Here is a 16,459-nt window from a genome sequence, read left to right as displayed (position 1 = left end):
CGCTTCCACTGAGACAGGATCGGGCGGGAATCGGCTTCTGAGCGGCACAAAGCCCCGCAATTCACTGCCGGGCTGCGATTCCCCGATTTTCGCCAGGCGCAGCCTGTGACCGGATTTCACAACCGTGAACAGTTGCGAGGTTGGGCGCATCAAATCCAATTGGAATCCCGTTCTCATGGATGTAGATTAATTACGCATTCAGGTTGTCCAAAGAGGGGCTATGCGATGTCTGCGGCACGCCGTCCTGATCATGTTTGTTTTTGGTCTTCCAGTCTCTCTGCCCATTGCGTTGGTGCTCGGCCAAGGCGCGCCTAAGGGCCAGCAAACCGCCCCTCCGGGAACTTACCGGGCCCGCGTGCGCCTGGTTCCGGTAGATGTGATCGTCACAGACTCGCGCGGCCGGCCGGTGACCGGTCTCAAGCAGGAAGACTTTCGCATTTTCGAAAATGGGAAACCTCAGGAGATCCGGCATTTTTCCGTGCAGAATTTCGACGCAGCCGCCCCCATGCCGGAACCGGCGTCCGTGCTCCGTCCGATTCCGGCGGCAGAACTTTCCCCCCAGACGTCTCGCGTATTTCTCATTCTGATGGGCCGGGGCCGCTACCAGCTGCCGTTCAAGACGGTTGATGTTCTGATCCAGTTCGTCCGCAAGAATCTCTTGCCCCAGGACCGGGTGGCTCTGTTCGCCTACAACCGTGCCACGGACTTCACCACCGACCATGAGAAGATCGCTCAGGCGCTCGAGGCCTACAAAGGCGCGCACGAGAGCATAGAATACCGGCTGCAGAATTTCAGCGCAGGCCTCGCCTCGCTGTTCGGAAGCAAGGAGTTTCCCAAGACGCTGCAGCCCGACATCGACAGGATTTTCGAAAGCGCGCGGGGGCTGGGTTCCCGCCAGGTGCCTCCCGGCCAGGTGACCGGGGAAGCCGAGGCTTACCGGCAATGGCAGAGGGCGGCGGGCGTGGTGCTCGGCACCGTGGAAGGCTCCGCGACTACGGAGCTCGAATCGTTCGCTGCGGATGCCGCCATGCTCTGGCTGCCGTTTGACGAATTCGCTGTCCGCTCCAGAAGCACGATGGCTGATGCGGGCAATATTTTCACATGTATCGAATATCTTCGCTATGTCGAAGGAGAGAAACACCTTTTGTTTTTCAGCGAACGTGGCCTGACCTTCCCTTTTGGAAAAACTGAGTACGACCAGGGCATCGCAGCCGTCGCCAACGACGCTCGCGTTGCCATCGACACGTTCCAGACCGGCGGCCTCTCCGGCGCCGGATCGGTTCCCGGAGCGGGCCCACGCGGTGTGCCTGTGGCAAGGGATTGGGCGGAGACGTTTGCCATACAGAGCATGAGCAACGTCTCTCAACTGACGGGCGGACGTTCCTCGGCCTATCAGAATGTCGGGGATGCCCTTTCCCGCGTTCTTGACAGTTCCCGGGTCGAGTACCTGCTTGGTTATTATCCTGACAATGAAAATTGGGACGGAAAGTTTCGGGGGATCAGCGTCAAAGTGAACCGGTCCGGGGTGAAAGTCCAGTACAGGCACGGCTACTATGCCCGTGAAAAGTTGCAGCGCTACGATCCTGTCGAGTTTCTGGCCTGGACCCGCATCAACGGTGCGGGCGTTCAGGGCACCCGGAAGGTGGAATATACCGACATCCCTCTCGACATCAAAGCGTCGAGAATCAAAGACGACGCCGGACAAATCCAGTTCAAGATCGACCTGAAGGTGGATCTGACGAAAGTTAGCTTCAAGACCATCGGCGGCATCCATGCCGCGCGCCTGCGCATTGCCGTCTTTTACGCCGATGCAGACTCAAACTATCTCGGTGCGGAGTGGAGAACCGCGGACGTGCAACGCACTGACGAGCGTTATCAGGCGGCCTTGCGGGAGGGCATCCCCATCTCCGTGGTTATTCCGCGCAAAAGCAACACAGAGTTTGTCGTCGCTGTGGTCTATGACATGCAGGGCGACCGGCTGGGCAGCAGGTGGGTGATCGGGCGATGACAGTGGGGATGGGGGATGGGGGACTGACGACGGCAAGGTGCTGGCCGGACGATATTTCGACAATTCTCCACCCTTCAAATTCCCGTTTATATCGAAAAAACAAGCCTGATTATTGAACATAAGACCGATGACCATGCGCGGCGATTTTCGACAGCCCGGGAGAGTGGGAGACGCACAATCGGGAATTACCCCAGCATCTCGGATACAGTCCTTAGATTGAAGAATAGGAATGGGGGACGCTCCCCTCAATGTTGATGGATCGAACGGGTATATTGAGGAAATTGGCGGCTGACGGGATCCTTCCAGGTCGCACGGTCAGAGTTCGTGGTTTCAGACTCGAAATGAGAAAAGCTCTCGAAGATGCGTTTAATCTTACCGTTTGATCTCCAGCGTGAGATGTCCGCCAACAATGGATACCCAGCGGTCAAAATCGATTTTCGACGCGGATTCCGTGTGTGGGAAGAAGCATTGCAGGGTTCCTATACGACTACCTTCATGGGTCTTCAGGTAAATGACAATCGATGCAGCCTCCAAGCTGTTTCTGTCGAATCCTTCCGCGGAGTACGAAACATTCGCATCAGGCTCGCTTGCCAGCAAAAGGTCCACAAGATCCGCAGCCGCTGGATGCCAGGTGCAATAGTCTTCGCCTTGCTGCAGTTTGGCCGATTGCGGGCTCGACAGTTTCTGATCCGCCAAGATCTCGGAAGAACGGATCTTGCCGGTCCAGGTTTGAGAGTTGAAGCGCAGCCTGAATTCGTTGTTTCCGACATCGGCGAATTTAGAATGCACATCCGGCACCTGCCAAGACCCGCGGCCCGTGATCGCTCCCTTTCTTATGAGGACCGGGCGCGCACGGGAAGGATCAGACGGCACGGTGTCCTGGGAACTATCGGTACGACGGCCGGCATCGCCGAACGACAGATGCACACTTGTCTGCGCTTCCATGCCGTCAGACAGAATAAAGTAGGCAGACGCGCCGAAGCTCAGTTCCCGCTTCTGGTTCCTCACTGCCGGGTTGCGTGGCACAGTCGCCGTCCGGCAAATCAGAAAACGGTAGGTCAAATCGTCTGATTTTACTATCTTGCATTCCCAGCGGCTCGTCACGTCCGTGGCATACCTGTCTTCGGTGCGGGGTGCGACGAGGCTGTAAATGTTCCCGGAGCTGCGTTGTCCTGTCAGGAAAAGGTAGGGAAGCTCGAAGATATACGCCTGAGTGCCCGGATCAAAGGTGGCATTCACCGGCGCGTTAACATTGACATCGATCTGATCCAGGCCGATTTTCGCTTCGTTATAGAGTTCGATGCTTGCGCCCACCGGGAATTCCGTTGTCACCTGGACCGCCCCTTGCTCTCCATTACAGGATCCGGAGAAGGTGTAGACGGATAGATCTGCTTTCACTTCTTCAATGGTGTTGCGGCACCATTCGCCCAGGCTGCGATCCTCATTAAAAAACGCAACGGTTTTCCACTGCCCCTTGCTGGCTACCAGCTCGGAGCATTGGATCGGTTGAGCCCTTTGAAATACACGTTGAAGATCTTCATTTCGAAATATGCCAAAGATGCTGTGCAGCTGATCGAAGAATTTTGACCCATAAGCACTTTCGTCAGGAGGAGGCATCTGCCGTTTCTGTTGCGAATAAAGGCCGACGGGCACGAGCACATAACACAACAGGACGAGAACGCGCAGGAATCAAACGGTGGTTCTTATCACCACAAAACGCGGCGGGAACCTGTAGTCAGGGCGGGGAGCGAGCCGGGGGGCGGATGCATCGATTTCAGGCTGTGCCACGTTTCCTATTTCCTTTTTACCCAGCGGGCCAAGCGAGATACCTTATTCAGGATTCTTCATTTGAAAGAATTTGCGCCTCTGAGCGCGGGATAGAGCGCATTCTGTTGCATTTTCCGCCGAGCATCGGGCCCGCAGCTGTCGGCGGGCCCGTTCCACAGTTATGGCAGTCGTTACCTTCTGAAAGGCGTTGGCGAAGCCGGCCCGAGGGCGCCACGCGCTCCCCTCATCCCGCCCGGGCCTCCCGCAAGGGCTTCAATAAAACGGACGATCTGTTCGTCGCTAAACTTAGCTTGCAGTGCGGTCATCTGAGCGCTCGTCAAAGCGGCGGCGACACCCGCGGCAAAGTTGATTCTTGCCTGCGCTCGTGCCTGAGCCTGCGCATTCTCGACGGACATCAGCGCCGGCAACAATACCACGGCATCCGTTGCATCGCCGCTGAGGATATAGTTATAGTAGCTGGCTCGCGTCGCACTGACAACGGGCGCGGTTTGGGCCCGGAAGTCTGTGATCAAAGCCATAATTGCCGCCTCCTGATCGCTGGTGAGAGCGGCCACGCCGGCCTCACCCAACGCTATCTTCAATGGCCGCAACAGATCCGGAGCCTGCGCTGCCGCAGCCGTCTGTGCCCGGACGATTCCCGGCATTGCATTCAGGCAGAGTCCCAGTACTGCCGGCAACATCAGGTAACTCCACCTTCTTTTCCTTGTCGTTCCGAACTTCTCCTCCTAATCCGCAGGTCAAGTGCCTGCGGGGCCAGTTTATTTGCGCCGGAACCCACATCCGGCAGCAATATTCAGATGCTTGGCAGGAATAAGAGTTCATCCAAAAGCCGTGTTTGATTGTTAACTTCAATAATCAGGCCTGTTTTGTTGATGTAAGCGGGAATTTGGAGGGTAGAGAAGTGTCAAAGTACTGACTGGTCAGCACCTTGCCGTTGTCAGTCCCCCATCCGCATCCCCCACCCTCAGGCTCCGCCACCCAGTACCTTATAAAGTGTGACAAGATTGCTCAGTCGTGCCAGCCGTATGCCGACCATCTGCTGTTGAGCGGCATACACGGAGCGCTGGGCGATGAGGACACTCAGATAGCTGTCGATCCCTCCCTTGTATCGGGCTTCGGAAAGCCGATAGGTTTCCTGCAACGCATCGATGAGTGATTGCAGCGCTTGCTGCTGGTTGGCCAGCGCGGTGCGTTGGCTCAAGGCGTCGCTCACCTCCCTGAAGGCCGACTGAATCGATTTCTCGTACTCGGCCACCGCGATATCCCGATCCACAGTTGCCGCCTTGTACGCGGCCCGCCGGGCCCCGTAGTCAAATATCGGGAGGGTCGCCTGCGGTGCGAAGTTCCAGGTCCCAGCAGCGGGTTTGAACAGGTTTGTCAGATCACTGCTGGTGATCCCGAGGGCGGCGGTAAGAGCGATCCGGGGGAAGAACGCAGCGCGCGCCGCGCCGATATTCGCATTGACAGCCATCAACTGGTGCTCGGCCGCGAGAATGTCGGGGCGGCGCAGCAGCACGTCGGACGGCACGCCGGCCGCGATTTCCTTTAAATCTGAGACCTTGCTCAGTGCATCGGCCAGCATGCCCGGGGCTACGGGTGTGCCGACCAACAGGTTGAGCGCGTTTTCGTCCTGGGCCACCTGGCCCGAAAAGCCGGCAATATCGAGGCGAGCCGCTTCCACCTGGCTTTGCGCCTGTCGCACATCCAGGTCAGACGCCATGCCGAGTTCCGCAGTGCGCTTGATCAAATCGAAGGAAGCCTGTTGGGCATCGAGAGTATCTTGCGCCAGCTTCAGGCCTTCCCGGTCGGCGGCCGACCGTGCCTGATCGGTCGCCAAATATTGTTCCAGTACCTGAGTCTTCAGGCTACGGATCCGTCCGAAGAGATCCAGTTCCCACGAAGTCGTGCCCAGTCCCACGGTGTACTGCGAGATCGTTTCCGCGTGGTCCTTGCCGGAAAGGTTTTCCGGCACCCGGTAGGCATCGCCGCTGGCCGAGGCGATAACGGTGGGGTAAGGTTGGGCGCGCTGAATCCGATACAGAGCCTGGACCTTTTCGATGTTGAGCGAGGCCGCCCTGAGATCGCGGTTGTTCGCCAGCGCCAGCCCGATCACAGACTGGAGCCGCTGATCGGTGAAGAATTCCTGCCACTTCAGATCGCCGGCGGCCGGCGCACCCCGCGCACCGGCCCCGGCGGCAGAGCTTTCCGGCCAGGTCGGAGGGACCGGCAATCCGGGGCGTACATACTGGGATGGGCGAGGACACCCGTACAGGAAAAACGAGAGCGCCAATAGCGGTACGAGTTTACGCATGTTGCGGCCCCTCCATCTTGGTTTCGGGATCTGGATCGACCATCACGGTTCGACCCCCCGGTTTTTTCCTGCCGAAGACCTGAGTGATCAGCACGAAGAACAGAGGGATAAAAAAGATCGCCAGGAATGTCGCCGTTATCATGCCGCCGAGGACGCTGGTGCCGATGGCCTTTTGCGCCCCTGCTCCGGCGCCGGTGGCGAGCGTCAGCGGCAAGACCCCGAAGCCGAACGCCAGCGAGGTCATCACGATGGGTCGAAGCCTGAGCCTCGCCCCCTCGAGAGTGGCTTCGATCAGGCCCGCGCCAGCCTCCACGCGGATCTTAGCAAACTGCACGATCAGGATCGCGTTCTTCGTTGTGAGCCCCAGAACCGTGAGCAGCCCGATCTGGAAGTAGACGTCGTTTGGCAACCCGCGCCAGGAAGTGGCCAGCACCCCGCCGATCACCCCGAGCGGCAGGGCGAGCAGGATCGAAATAGGAATCGACCAACTCTCGTACAGGGCCGCCAACACCAGGAAAATCGCGAGGATGGAAAAAGCATACAGGAGTCCCGTCTGGGATTGGCTCAGCCGCTCCTGGTACGAGATGCCGGTCCATTCGTAGCCGATGCCGCGTGGCAGTTTCGACGCGATTTCCTCCATGGCCGCCATGGCATCCCCGGTGCTTTTTCCGGGCGCAGCCTCACCCAAAAAGTCCAGGGCTGGGAAACCGTTGTAGCGCTCGAGCCGGGGGGAGTTGTACGTCCAGCGCCCCGACGCGAGGGCGGAGACAGGAACCATGCGGCCAGCAGCGTTCCGGACGAAGAGGCGGTCCAGATCCTCCGGCAGCATCCGGTAGGGAGCGTCGGCCTGCACATAAACTCGATGGACGCGTCCGCCCTGTATGAAGTCGTTGACATAGGAACTCCCGAAGGCAGTCGAGATCAAACTCTGAATCGAAGGCACCGACACTCCCAAAGTGCCGGCCTTGGCCCAGTCGACATCCACCTTGTGCTCGGCCTGGTCCGGCATGCCGTTCGGGCGGACAGCGGTCAGCCGCGGATCGGGCATCGCCTGGCCAAGAAGCTGGAGACGGGCATTCATGAGCGTCTCGTGGCCGAGGCCGCCGCGGTCCTGAAGCATGAAATCAAATCCCTTTGATGTGCCGAGTTCGACGACGGCAGGAGGCGGAAAGGCAAAGATCGTCGCTCCCCGGATACTGCCGAGGACCGGCGCCGCCTTCTTCAGGATGCCTTCCACACGCAGGTCCGGCCTGTTGCGCAGGTCCCAATCCCGAAGTTTGATGTAGGCCATCCCCTGGTTTTGTGCCTGGCCCGCCATGCCGAAACCGCTCATAGCCATGCAGGATTCCACCGCCTCCTTCTGGTCTATGAGAAAGTGGTCTTGCACCTTTCGCATCATCACTTGAGTCTGCTCCATCGTCGAACCCGGGGGCAGTTGCACCATAGCAAGGAGTACCCCTTGGTCTTCGTCCGGCAGGTAGCCTGTGGGCATCTTCACGAAGAGGTAACCCATCGCCGCCACGATCAGGACAAAAACGGCGATGTAGCGGAGCCGAGTCCGAAGTATGTGCCCAACCGCGGACTGGTAGCGTCCCCGAAGGCGGAGAAACATGTGGTCGAACCACAAGAAAAACGGCCGGAGTAGACGGAATCCGGTTTCGGCCGCTTCGTGCCCCTTGCCCATCGGCTTTAGAAGAAAAGCGCAAAGCACCGGCGTCAGGATCAAAGCTACCATGACCGAGAGAAGCATGGAGGAGATGATCGTAATGGAGAACTGGCGGTAGATGACGCCGGTCGAGCCGCCGAAAAACATCATGGGGCCAAATACGGCCGAAAGCACAAGCCCGATGCCGACCAGGGCGCTGGTAATCTGGTCCATTGATTTGCGGGTGGCTTCCAGCGGCGAAAGGCCCTCTTCGGACATCACACGCTCCACATTTTCGACCACCACGATGGCATCATCCACCAGCAGCCCGATCGCCAACACCATGGCGAACATGGTCAACATGTTGATGGAATAGCCGAACAGTCCGAGAACGCCGAACGTGCCAAGAATAACCACCGGCACGGCAATCGTGGGGATGAGCGTGGCCCGCATGTTTCCCAGAAAAAGGAACATGACAAGGAACACAAGAAAGATCGCCTCGAGGAGGGTCTTGACGACCTCGTTGATGGCTACACGCACGAAAGGAGTCGTGTCGAAGGGGTAAACGGCCGTCATGCCGTGAGGAAAGTAGCGGGACAGATCCGCCATCTTCGCTTTTATGGCGGCGGCAGTGTCCAGCGCGTTAGCCCCGGCCTCCTGCCGGATGGCTAGACCGGTCGTGGGATGTCCGTTATAAAAGGCCCTGAAATTGTCAAATTCGGTCCCCAATTCCGTCCGCGCCACGTCCCGTACACGCACGATGGATCCGTCCGGGTTGTTGCGCAGAGGAATGGCGCCGAACTCCTCTGGAGTCTTCAGCAGCGTCTGAACGACGATCGAGGCATTGAGCCGCTGGCCCGGCACGGCGGGCATCCCGCCGAACTGGCCGGCCGACACCTGCACGTTGTAACTCCGGACCGCCGCGATTACATCGTCCGAGGTCATGCCGTAATTCGTGAGTTTGTTCGGGTCCAGCCAGATTCGCATGGCATAGCCAGCGCCAAACACCTCCACTTCGCCCACGCCGGGCACACGGGCCAGCGAATATTGAATCTGCGAGAAAGCGTAATCCGAGAGGTCATTCTGGTCGAGACTGTCGTCCAGGGAAGAGAGTCCGACGATCATTAGATAGTTGCGTGTGGACTTGCTGACTCTGAGACCCTGGCGCTGAACCACCTCCGGCAACACCGGCATGGCCAGCTGAAGCTTGTTTTGCACTTTGGCCCAAGCAAGATCGGGATCGGTGCCCGGGGCGAAGGTCAGCTCGATCTGTGCCATACCTGCAGAATCAGAGGTGGAATGGATGTAAAGCATCTTGTCCAGCCCGGTCATCTGCTGTTCGATGATCTGAACCACGCTGTCTTCCACCGTTTTCGCCGATCCGCCGGGGTACACACATCGAATGGATATCGAAGGCGGAGCAATCGGGGGATACTGGGAAATGGGCAGATTGTAGATAGCCAGCCCGCCGGCAAGCATCATCCCGATGGCGACAACCCAGGCAAAAACAGGACGATCAATAAAAAATCTAGCCATTGAATTCCTCCTACCTTGCCTGAACCTGCGATTGGCCTGCGCCGGATTTTGCGCCGGTGGCCGCGGGCGCTACAAAATCGACAGCCCTGACGGAATTGCCCGGGCGAACCTTTTCGATGCCTTCGACGATCAGCCGGTCTCCAGGAATCAGCCCTTTCGTCACCAGCCATTTATCTCCGATTGCACGGTCCAGCACGATCGCACGCGCCTCGACCTTGCCGGCGGCGTTCACCACCAGGGCGATGGGATTCCCCTTCGGGTCGCGGCTCACACCCTGTTGTGGAATGAGAAGAGCTTGTTCATCCGCGCCCTCCTCTACGACCGCCCGCACGAACATGCCCGGAAGAAGGACCTGTTTCGGATTGGCAAATACGATGCGCAGCGTGACCGAGCCGGTGGTCGGATCTACGGTTACGTCCTGGAACTGCAGCGTGCCTGACATGGGGTAAGGCGTACTGTCTTCGAGAAGCAACTGGACCTTCCGCCGGCCCAAACCGTTCTTGAGATTTCCGCTCTCCAGTGCCCTCCTGAGGCGCAGCAGGTCCGCGCTGGCCTGGGTCACATCCACGTAGATCGGGTCCAGTTGCTGAATGATCGCCAGCGGAACGGGTTGATAGGCGGTCACCATCGCGCCGACCGTGATGTCGGATCTTCCGATCCGTCCGGATATGGGAGCCTTGATGGGTGTGTACGATAGGTTGATGCGGGCGCTCTCCACAGCCGTCCGGCTTACCTCCACGGCCGACCGGCTTGCCTGCACCGCCGTCCTTGTCACCTCGAGGTTGGCCTCGGCTTGCCGCAAAGCAGCAGTGGCATCGTCGTAGTCTTGCTGGCCGACGGCGCGGATGGCTGCGAGCTCCTTCAGGCGCTCAGCACGTGACCGGATCGCCGGCAGGTTGGCCTCAACCATGACGACGTTCGCCTCGGCCGTACCAACGTTCGCCTGAGCCGTGACCAACGCGGCTTTGGCCTGGTCGTACGCCGCCTGGTAAGGGGAGGGATCAATCTGGTAAAGCAGGTCACCCTCATGGATATTGGCCCCTTCTTCGAACAGCCGCTTCTGCAAAAGGCCATTCACCTGCGGACGGATTTCAGCAACGAGGTACGCGGACGTCCGGCCCGGCAGCTCGGTCGTCAGCACGATCTTTTCAGGACGGAGCGTCACAGTCGCAACCTCCACCGGACCTGCCGGCGGAGGGGCCGTCTTCGATGCGCAGCCGGAAACGAGCAATCCCGCCAGGATGAGGCCCGCGGGGCAAAGGGTCTTGCAAAAATGGATAACGGGCATTTGTCTACTCCTTTTGACCGACCGGTAGATCACAGAATCACGCTATTATGCAACGGATGTACCAATCCCCGATGCAGCTTTTTTGAGCGTTTCTGCTGTGAACAATGCCAAGAATCGGCAGGTGCCGTCGGCAATTGCCGAAATCGGCGGCCGATGATATTATCGGATTCTTCGGACGGGAAACATGGATTTGGAACCTACTCGGCTATATCAGGCACTCCTGGACTTGGGCAGATCACTGGATGCCTGCACAGGCCCGGACAGCGTTCTTGGGGAACTTTTTCGGATTCTGCAAACGGTTGCTCAATTTGACCATCTGGCACTGCTACTCTATGACGGAACTCCGGAATCGCTGCGTCTGCATGCCGTAACGGACAATGGGCATGCAGGCGATTCGAGTTTCCAGAGATTCAATCTCGGGGATACGCCGGTAGGCTGGGTTTGGGAGAAGCAACAGGCTCTCGTCGTAGGTAAAGCCCGCGAAGAAACCCGCTGGCCTGAATTCATACGTCAGATGGTTTCTTGTGAAGTTCATTCTCTTGTTGCATTGCCGCTCAAGGCAGGGGATCAGAAGATCGGGGTTTTGGGATTTGGGCGGCGCACGGAATATGAACCCGACGAATCCGAGCTGGCATTTTTGCGGCGGGTTGCGGCTGAACTCGCCGTTACGATGAAGGAATACCTGAGCCGTAAAGCGCTGGCGCTTGAGCGCGACCGGCTGCGGGTTCTTCACGAGATCACGAACGCACTTGTCTCCAAGCTGTCCCCGGAGGAGCTGTTCGCCGCCATTTCCAGCCAGCTCGACAGAATCATCCCGCATTTCAGTGCGAGCATCGCTCTGTACGACAGAGAAGCAGACGAGCTGCAACTCTATTCGCTGCAAGTAAGAGGTGAAATTAGAAACGCCGACATCCCCAGCCGCAGTCCTCTTGTCGGCACCCCTGCGGAAGAAGCCATTTCCAAGCGTCGCCCTGTGGTTGTCAACGACATCGATCTGGCAAAGTTTACTCCGGAAATCCGCAACATCCTGGCGGACCATGGTGTCAGAACCATGTGCTGCGTGCCGCTCTTCACTCCAAACAGCATGCTTGGTTGCCTGAATCTTACCAGGATCGAGGCGGAGGCCTTCACCCCCGAGGATGTGAAGCTGCTGTCCCAGGTTGCCGGGCAGATCGCCATCGCTCTCGAGAACTCGCTGATTTACCAGGAGGTCACGAGGCTGAAGGAGAACCTTGCTACCGAAAAACTGTATCTGGAAGAGGAAATCCGGTTCGATAGGAACCTGGCCGAGATGGTAGGCCAGAGTCCGGCACTGGAGGCGGTCATCAAGGGCATCCAGATTGTCGCCCCTACCGATGCGACGGTGTTGATTCTGGGGGAGACCGGAACCGGCAAAGAACTGGTCGCCCGCGCAATCCACGATCTGAGCGGGAGAAAACAGCAGAGCTTTGTGAAGCTGGACTGTGCCTCTATTCCCTCCGGCCTGTTGGAAAGCGAGTTGTTCGGGCATGAAAAGGGCGCCTTCACGGGAGCCATCGGTTTAAAAATCGGCCGCTTCGAACTGGCGCATCGCGGGACTCTGTTCCTCGATGAAATCGGAGAAATTCCCCTCGAGCTGCAGACGAAGCTCCTGCGGGCGATCCAGGAGCAGGAGTTTGAGCGGCTTGGCAGCAACCGTACGATCCGGGTCGATGCCAGGATTGTGGCTGCCACAAATCGTGATTTGAAGCGAATGGTGGACGAGAACCAGTTCCGGAGGGACCTGTATTACCGTTTAAATGTCTTCCCCGTCCGCGTGCCGCCCTTAAGGGAACGCCGGGAGGATATTCCCCTGCTGATCCGTCATTTTACCCAAAAATTCGCCAAGCGGCTGGGTCGTACCGTCGAGGTCATTCCATCCAGGGTGATCGAATGTCTCACGCAGTACAGCTGGCCGGGAAATGTCCGGGAACTCCAGAACCTCATTGAGCGGTCGGTCATCCTCTCCACCGGACAAATCCTTCAGGTCTCCCTGGCAGAGATCCGGAAAGAGCCGAAAGATCGCGCATTCACAATTGAAACGGAGGCGTATTCCGCCGAACGGGACCGCATTATTCGTGCCCTTAGAGAGGCCGACGGGATCGTCGGAGGCCCCGGCGGAGCCGCCGCCCGCCTCGGACTCAAACGGACTACTCTTCAGTCCAGGATGAAAAAACTGAACATCAGCCGTGAGTACCGTTGAGAGGCGAACTGCCGGAAGAGAGCAACTCCTGCTTTTGATACTGCGCCACGGTAGTCAGCGCTTCACATGGATAGGCGAAATAAGCTGCGTGATTGCGGTCGTCCTCCCCGGCAGGACCTCCTGCATGTGATCCCACCAGCTTCCGACATGGAGGTCTTATGTCAACCAGGCGCGCGGATTCGCCCCAAACCGCCACCGATGGTTGATTTTACGCCCAAACAAACCAGACCTGGTGGGAATCTAAATGGGGACGTCAACCCATTTCTTTCTGCAGAAAGGGGCTCGATCGAACCGGGAACTTCCAACAAAACATCCACGCGTTTCCGGATCGATCGTCATTCGGAGTACTCACGCCGGAAGGGCACTCCAACCGGTGCGGGAATGGCAGTGGGAACGAGGCTCGTTACCCCAGGCTGTCCACCGGGCGCCTCACTGCAGGGATTGGAAAGAGGACAGGCAGTCTTAAACACAAGGCCGAGGCTTGGGAGGCGGCTTGAAGCTTGCTCTTGGCGAAGGAATGTTGCACCTAGTCCGGCGCCGCCAATGCAAACCTGGTCAAAACCCAAAAACGGACCGGCTTTTTGCGTCTAAGCGGGTCCTGGAGCTCCTGAAACCGCGTATTGCTTTTTCGGGTCCATAGGTTGCTGTCGTCAGTCCCCGTTCCCCCGTTCCCGATGCAAATGCCTTAGCCCGACTTTGACAACTGGGGCTCAAAATCTCTCTAAGTCATTGATTCTGCGTTCAAGAAACTCGTAGGTCTTCACTACAAAGCTATGGGCTCGGTGGCGTCATTTTCGCCCTGTTGAGAGATTTTGGGCGGTGGCTGCGCCGGCAGCATCAGGTGGAGCCGCTGCAGCAGCAGTTGGTGATCTGGTTCCGGTTGCGTATATCGGGAGAGGATAAGCATCCTGCCGTCCGTGGTTGGTAGGTGAACGTCAATCATCTGGATGGCGGTCATCTTCTCGATTACGGCTCTGCTCGTGAGCCCGGGCGCCAAAGCCCGCAGCCGCTGCTGTAACGTGACGTAGAGACAGTAGGCCAGAAACGCAATGAAGATGTGTGCCTCGATGCGCGGATCCTTCTGATGGTGAATCGGCCGGATGGCCAGATCACTCTTCAGATTGCGAAAGGCCGCCTCGATTTCCGTCAGCTGAATATACCGCTGCCACAGGATTGCCGGGTCCTCGCCCGAGAGATTCGAGCGCAGTAGATAATCGCCTTCAGTACGCATGGCCGCTCGGAGTTTCTCTTTGCGCACAGAAAAGGTGAAGGTCTCGGCATTGACTGGTTCTTTGGCGCTGGGCACATGAACTTCCACCAGCCGATAAGCTTTGCCGGCTTCCGCCTTGGCTGCCCCAAGCTTCAACAGTAATTCATCGCGCGTCAGTTTCTGCCGTTGCAACTCATGAAGACGGTGCCACAGTTTTTTGAGCCGGCGCCGCCGCATCGCGCGCTCCTTCTTCCTGCGGCCTTGGCTGCGGGCCAGGATGTACAGCTCTCCCTCCTGCGGCAAGAGTTTCACTTCCAGAGAGTCCTTCACCCTCGCCCATGGCAGTTTCAAAAACTCTCTTTCCAGTTTCGTCAGCCGCCCTCGTTGCGTCCCGACCAAATAGGATACCGGCGTGGTTGCCGTCCGCATTTCACGCAGAATGTCCTCGGTCGGGATCCCGCGATCCATGACCCAAACCCGATTGGCTTTCCCATACTGGTTTTCGATCTTCTCGAGGAATGCTTTGAGCGTGGTCTTATCGCTGGTGTTTCCCGTCATCACCTCGTATGCCAGCGGAAATCCTTCCGGCGTGATCACGAGCGCGATCACCACCTGCACACAGTCCGGACGTTTGTCGCGGCTGTAGCCATGCCGTCGCTTGCCATGCTCGGGAGGATCGCATTCAAAATAGGTGCTGGTCAGGTCATACAGTAAAACTTCGTATCTGGCCTCAAACAGATCTTGCCAGCGCTCGGTCAGAAAGCTGAACAGGTCGCGCTTGTGATCGAGCAGCAAGTCCAGGCATCGGTACAGCGACTGCAACTCGACGGTGTCACCGGTGCGCCCAAGGAGGTCACGCATCGCCGAACGGTGATACCACTCACGGTGCAGCCGCCATTCACTGCCGGGATCGATCAAGCGATAGCTCACAAGAATCTTCAACACGTCCAGCCAGTCGGTTCCTTCACGACTCGGCCTGAGCTTCTCGCGCCAAAAGTCATCCAGCGTCAGCTGTCGCCATAACTCAGATGCCAACCAGCACGCTCCCCATTGCCGCGGCCGTCTAAGCTGCAGTTGATCCAAACAAACGTGGACAACCTCATGCGCCAGTTCCGGTGCTTCACGATCCTCGGGGAAAAGTGAAACCTGACGCCAGTGGCCCGTCCCCGACTCAAACACCTCGATGCTTCGGCACCAGGCTGCTTCTTGGCTGTCGTTGATCTCGCCCAGGTAGAGTACCTGTCGCTGGACTACTCGTCTGCCCTCACCACGGTGATTCTCAACGATGCTCCAGTAGCGGTGCAGTTTCCCGTCTTTCTTTCGCTGCGTGTAACGAAGAAACATGGCGACATTTTCCACGTCCCAATGGGCAGGTCAAGAGGGTGGGTCTTCACTACAGAGGCTTGGCGTAAACCCGCTGTTGGCAATAGAAGAGTTACAGACACGAACAGGTCAAAAATAGAGAAAAGCGGGGTCGAGTTGTCAAAGTCGGGTTAGAACAAAAAAAGAGGCCTGAAAATCGGGCGCAACGCCGATTTTCAGGCCTCCCTTTGCGCTAACGTCTTTTGGTTTTAGAGACTTACCGTCGTCAGTCCCCGATCCCCCCTCATCCAGCAGCGAAGCGAAGATCTCTGTCGGAGCCCGATCCACAAACCGGTCCTCGTGGAGAATCTCCAGCACCCGCTCCCTTTCCCTGGTATCCAGAGCCCGCGGCGGTGTCGGCCGCTTGCCAGCGACATTTTCACTGTCGCCCTCGAGCCGGCGATAATAAGTCGCCCGGGCAATGTCCAGAGAATGACAGGCAGCAGCGGTCCCCACCTGCGGCGACAGATCCTGACACGCAATCATTCGTCGCTCCCGTTCTGCTCGATCGGGGGTACCGTCAGCCCTAGTAGATCGCAGAGTTTTTTTTGGACGTCGATGATGGTTTCGGCCTGGCGCAGGCGCTTCTGCAGCCGCTGGGTTTCACGGTGTAGACGTTCGTTTTCGGCGGCCAGTGGATTGCGCGGAAATGGCTTCTTGCCGCGCTTACGGGGCTCCAAACCGGCGATTTCTCCCGACTTGCGCTGCTTACGCCAGGTGGTCAGGTGCGACGAATACAACCCTTCACGCCGGAGGAGTAACGCAATTCCTCCAGGGTCGCGCTGGTCGGCCTCCTGCAGTATGCGACGCTTGTACTCGGCTGAGAAACGCCGCCGTACGGCTTTAGGCCCGACCTCCGGGTCGGCAACCGCGGGACCTGGGCCCAGGGCCGCCGCCACGGGGATGGATGCCCCGGAGCGGAGTGAAGGCGAGCGCAGCGAGCCTTCGCGAGTGTGACTGGCATGGCCAGGAGATCGGAGGTGAGCGCCAGCAGGCGCAAGTCCTGTCCTGGGGCCCTGACGAAGGGAACCCGACACCGATGGGGCAAGGGCATTGACCTGGAGTACCAGGGCGAACCGGGACCTGCAAG

General features: G+C 58.4%; 10 protein-coding genes. 2 read left to right on the top strand and 8 right to left on the bottom strand.

Translation table 11 applies throughout. From position 1 onward, the window contains the following. Positions 1-220: 220 nt before the first annotated feature. The gene (locus tag LAP85_18835) at positions 221-2,008 is read left to right on the top strand and encodes a VWA domain-containing protein (protein ID MBZ5498460.1); all 1,788 of its coding nucleotides are present in this window, start codon (positions 221-223) and stop codon (positions 2,006-2,008) included. A 372-nt stretch (positions 2,009-2,380) separates the two neighbouring features. Here the strand turns inward: LAP85_18835 and LAP85_18830 are convergent, their stop codons facing one another. From LAP85_18830 to LAP85_18810, 5 genes are all read right to left on the bottom strand, one after another. After that, complete coding sequence (locus tag LAP85_18830) at positions 2,381-3,625, bottom strand: hypothetical protein (GenBank protein ID MBZ5498459.1); 1,245 nt, start codon at positions 3,623-3,625, stop codon at positions 2,381-2,383. Positions 3,626-3,966: 341 nt separating this feature from the next. Continuing rightward, a complete protein-coding gene (locus LAP85_18825) occupies positions 3,967-4,476 on the bottom strand; it encodes a hypothetical protein (protein ID MBZ5498458.1) in 510 nt (169 codons plus the stop codon). Positions 4,477-4,760: 284 nt separating this feature from the next. Then, on the bottom strand, positions 4,761-6,107 hold the full coding sequence (locus tag LAP85_18820; GenBank protein ID MBZ5498457.1) for an efflux transporter outer membrane subunit: 1,347 nt from the start codon (positions 6,105-6,107) through the stop codon (positions 4,761-4,763). Continuing rightward, a complete protein-coding gene (locus LAP85_18815; GenBank protein MBZ5498456.1) occupies positions 6,100-9,288 on the bottom strand; it encodes an efflux RND transporter permease subunit in 3,189 nt (1,062 codons plus the stop codon). Before LAP85_18815 ends, LAP85_18820 begins: the two co-directional genes overlap by 8 nt. Positions 9,289-9,298: 10 nt before the next feature. Next, a complete protein-coding gene (locus LAP85_18810) occupies positions 9,299-10,576 on the bottom strand; it encodes an efflux RND transporter periplasmic adaptor subunit (protein MBZ5498455.1) in 1,278 nt (425 codons plus the stop codon). A gap of 184 nt (positions 10,577-10,760) precedes the next feature. Here LAP85_18810 and LAP85_18805 point away from each other — a divergent pair, with 184 nt between their 5' ends. After that, complete coding sequence (locus LAP85_18805) at positions 10,761-12,797, top strand: sigma 54-interacting transcriptional regulator (GenBank protein MBZ5498454.1); 2,037 nt, start codon at positions 10,761-10,763, stop codon at positions 12,795-12,797. 763 nt (positions 12,798-13,560) lie between these two features. Here the strand turns inward: LAP85_18805 and LAP85_18800 are convergent. From LAP85_18800 to LAP85_18790, 3 genes are all read right to left on the bottom strand, one after another. Beyond that, complete coding sequence (locus tag LAP85_18800) at positions 13,561-15,351, bottom strand: IS1634 family transposase (protein MBZ5498453.1); 1,791 nt, start codon at positions 15,349-15,351, stop codon at positions 13,561-13,563. Between the two features lie 138 nt (positions 15,352-15,489). Then, complete coding sequence (locus tag LAP85_18795) at positions 15,490-15,855, bottom strand: hypothetical protein (protein ID MBZ5498452.1); 366 nt, start codon at positions 15,853-15,855, stop codon at positions 15,490-15,492. After that, the gene (locus LAP85_18790) at positions 15,852-16,136 is read right to left on the bottom strand and encodes a transposase (GenBank protein MBZ5498451.1); all 285 of its coding nucleotides are present in this window, start codon (positions 16,134-16,136) and stop codon (positions 15,852-15,854) included. The genes LAP85_18795 and LAP85_18790 overlap by 4 nt, the downstream gene beginning before the upstream one ends. Positions 16,137-16,459: the final 323 nt, after the last annotated feature.

Source organism: Terriglobia bacterium, from assembly GCA_020072565.1.
Classification (GTDB): domain Bacteria; phylum Acidobacteriota; class UBA6911; order UBA6911; family UBA6911; genus JAFNAG01.
This window is presented reverse-complemented; position numbering and strand designations above follow the sequence as displayed.

Excerpts from the sequence above, each read along its gene's own strand:
- LAP85_18835 (MBZ5498460.1), top strand. The coding sequence starts at position 221 with ATGCGATGTCTGCGGCACGCCGTCCTGATCATGTTTGTTTTTGGTCTT.
- LAP85_18830 (MBZ5498459.1), bottom strand. The coding sequence starts at position 3,625 with ATGCCTCCTCCTGACGAAAGTGCTTATGGGTCAAAATTCTTCGATCAG.
- LAP85_18825 (MBZ5498458.1), bottom strand. The coding sequence starts at position 4,476 with ATGTTGCCGGCAGTACTGGGACTCTGCCTGAATGCAATGCCGGGAATC.
- LAP85_18820 (MBZ5498457.1), bottom strand. The coding sequence starts at position 6,107 with ATGCGTAAACTCGTACCGCTATTGGCGCTCTCGTTTTTCCTGTACGGG.
- LAP85_18815 (MBZ5498456.1), bottom strand. The coding sequence starts at position 9,288 with ATGGCTAGATTTTTTATTGATCGTCCTGTTTTTGCCTGGGTTGTCGCC.
- LAP85_18810 (MBZ5498455.1), bottom strand. The coding sequence starts at position 10,576 with ATGCCCGTTATCCATTTTTGCAAGACCCTTTGCCCCGCGGGCCTCATC.
- LAP85_18805 (MBZ5498454.1), top strand. The coding sequence starts at position 10,761 with ATGGATTTGGAACCTACTCGGCTATATCAGGCACTCCTGGACTTGGGC.
- LAP85_18800 (MBZ5498453.1), bottom strand. The coding sequence starts at position 15,351 with ATGTTTCTTCGTTACACGCAGCGAAAGAAAGACGGGAAACTGCACCGC.
- LAP85_18795 (MBZ5498452.1), bottom strand. The coding sequence starts at position 15,855 with ATGATTGCGTGTCAGGATCTGTCGCCGCAGGTGGGGACCGCTGCTGCC.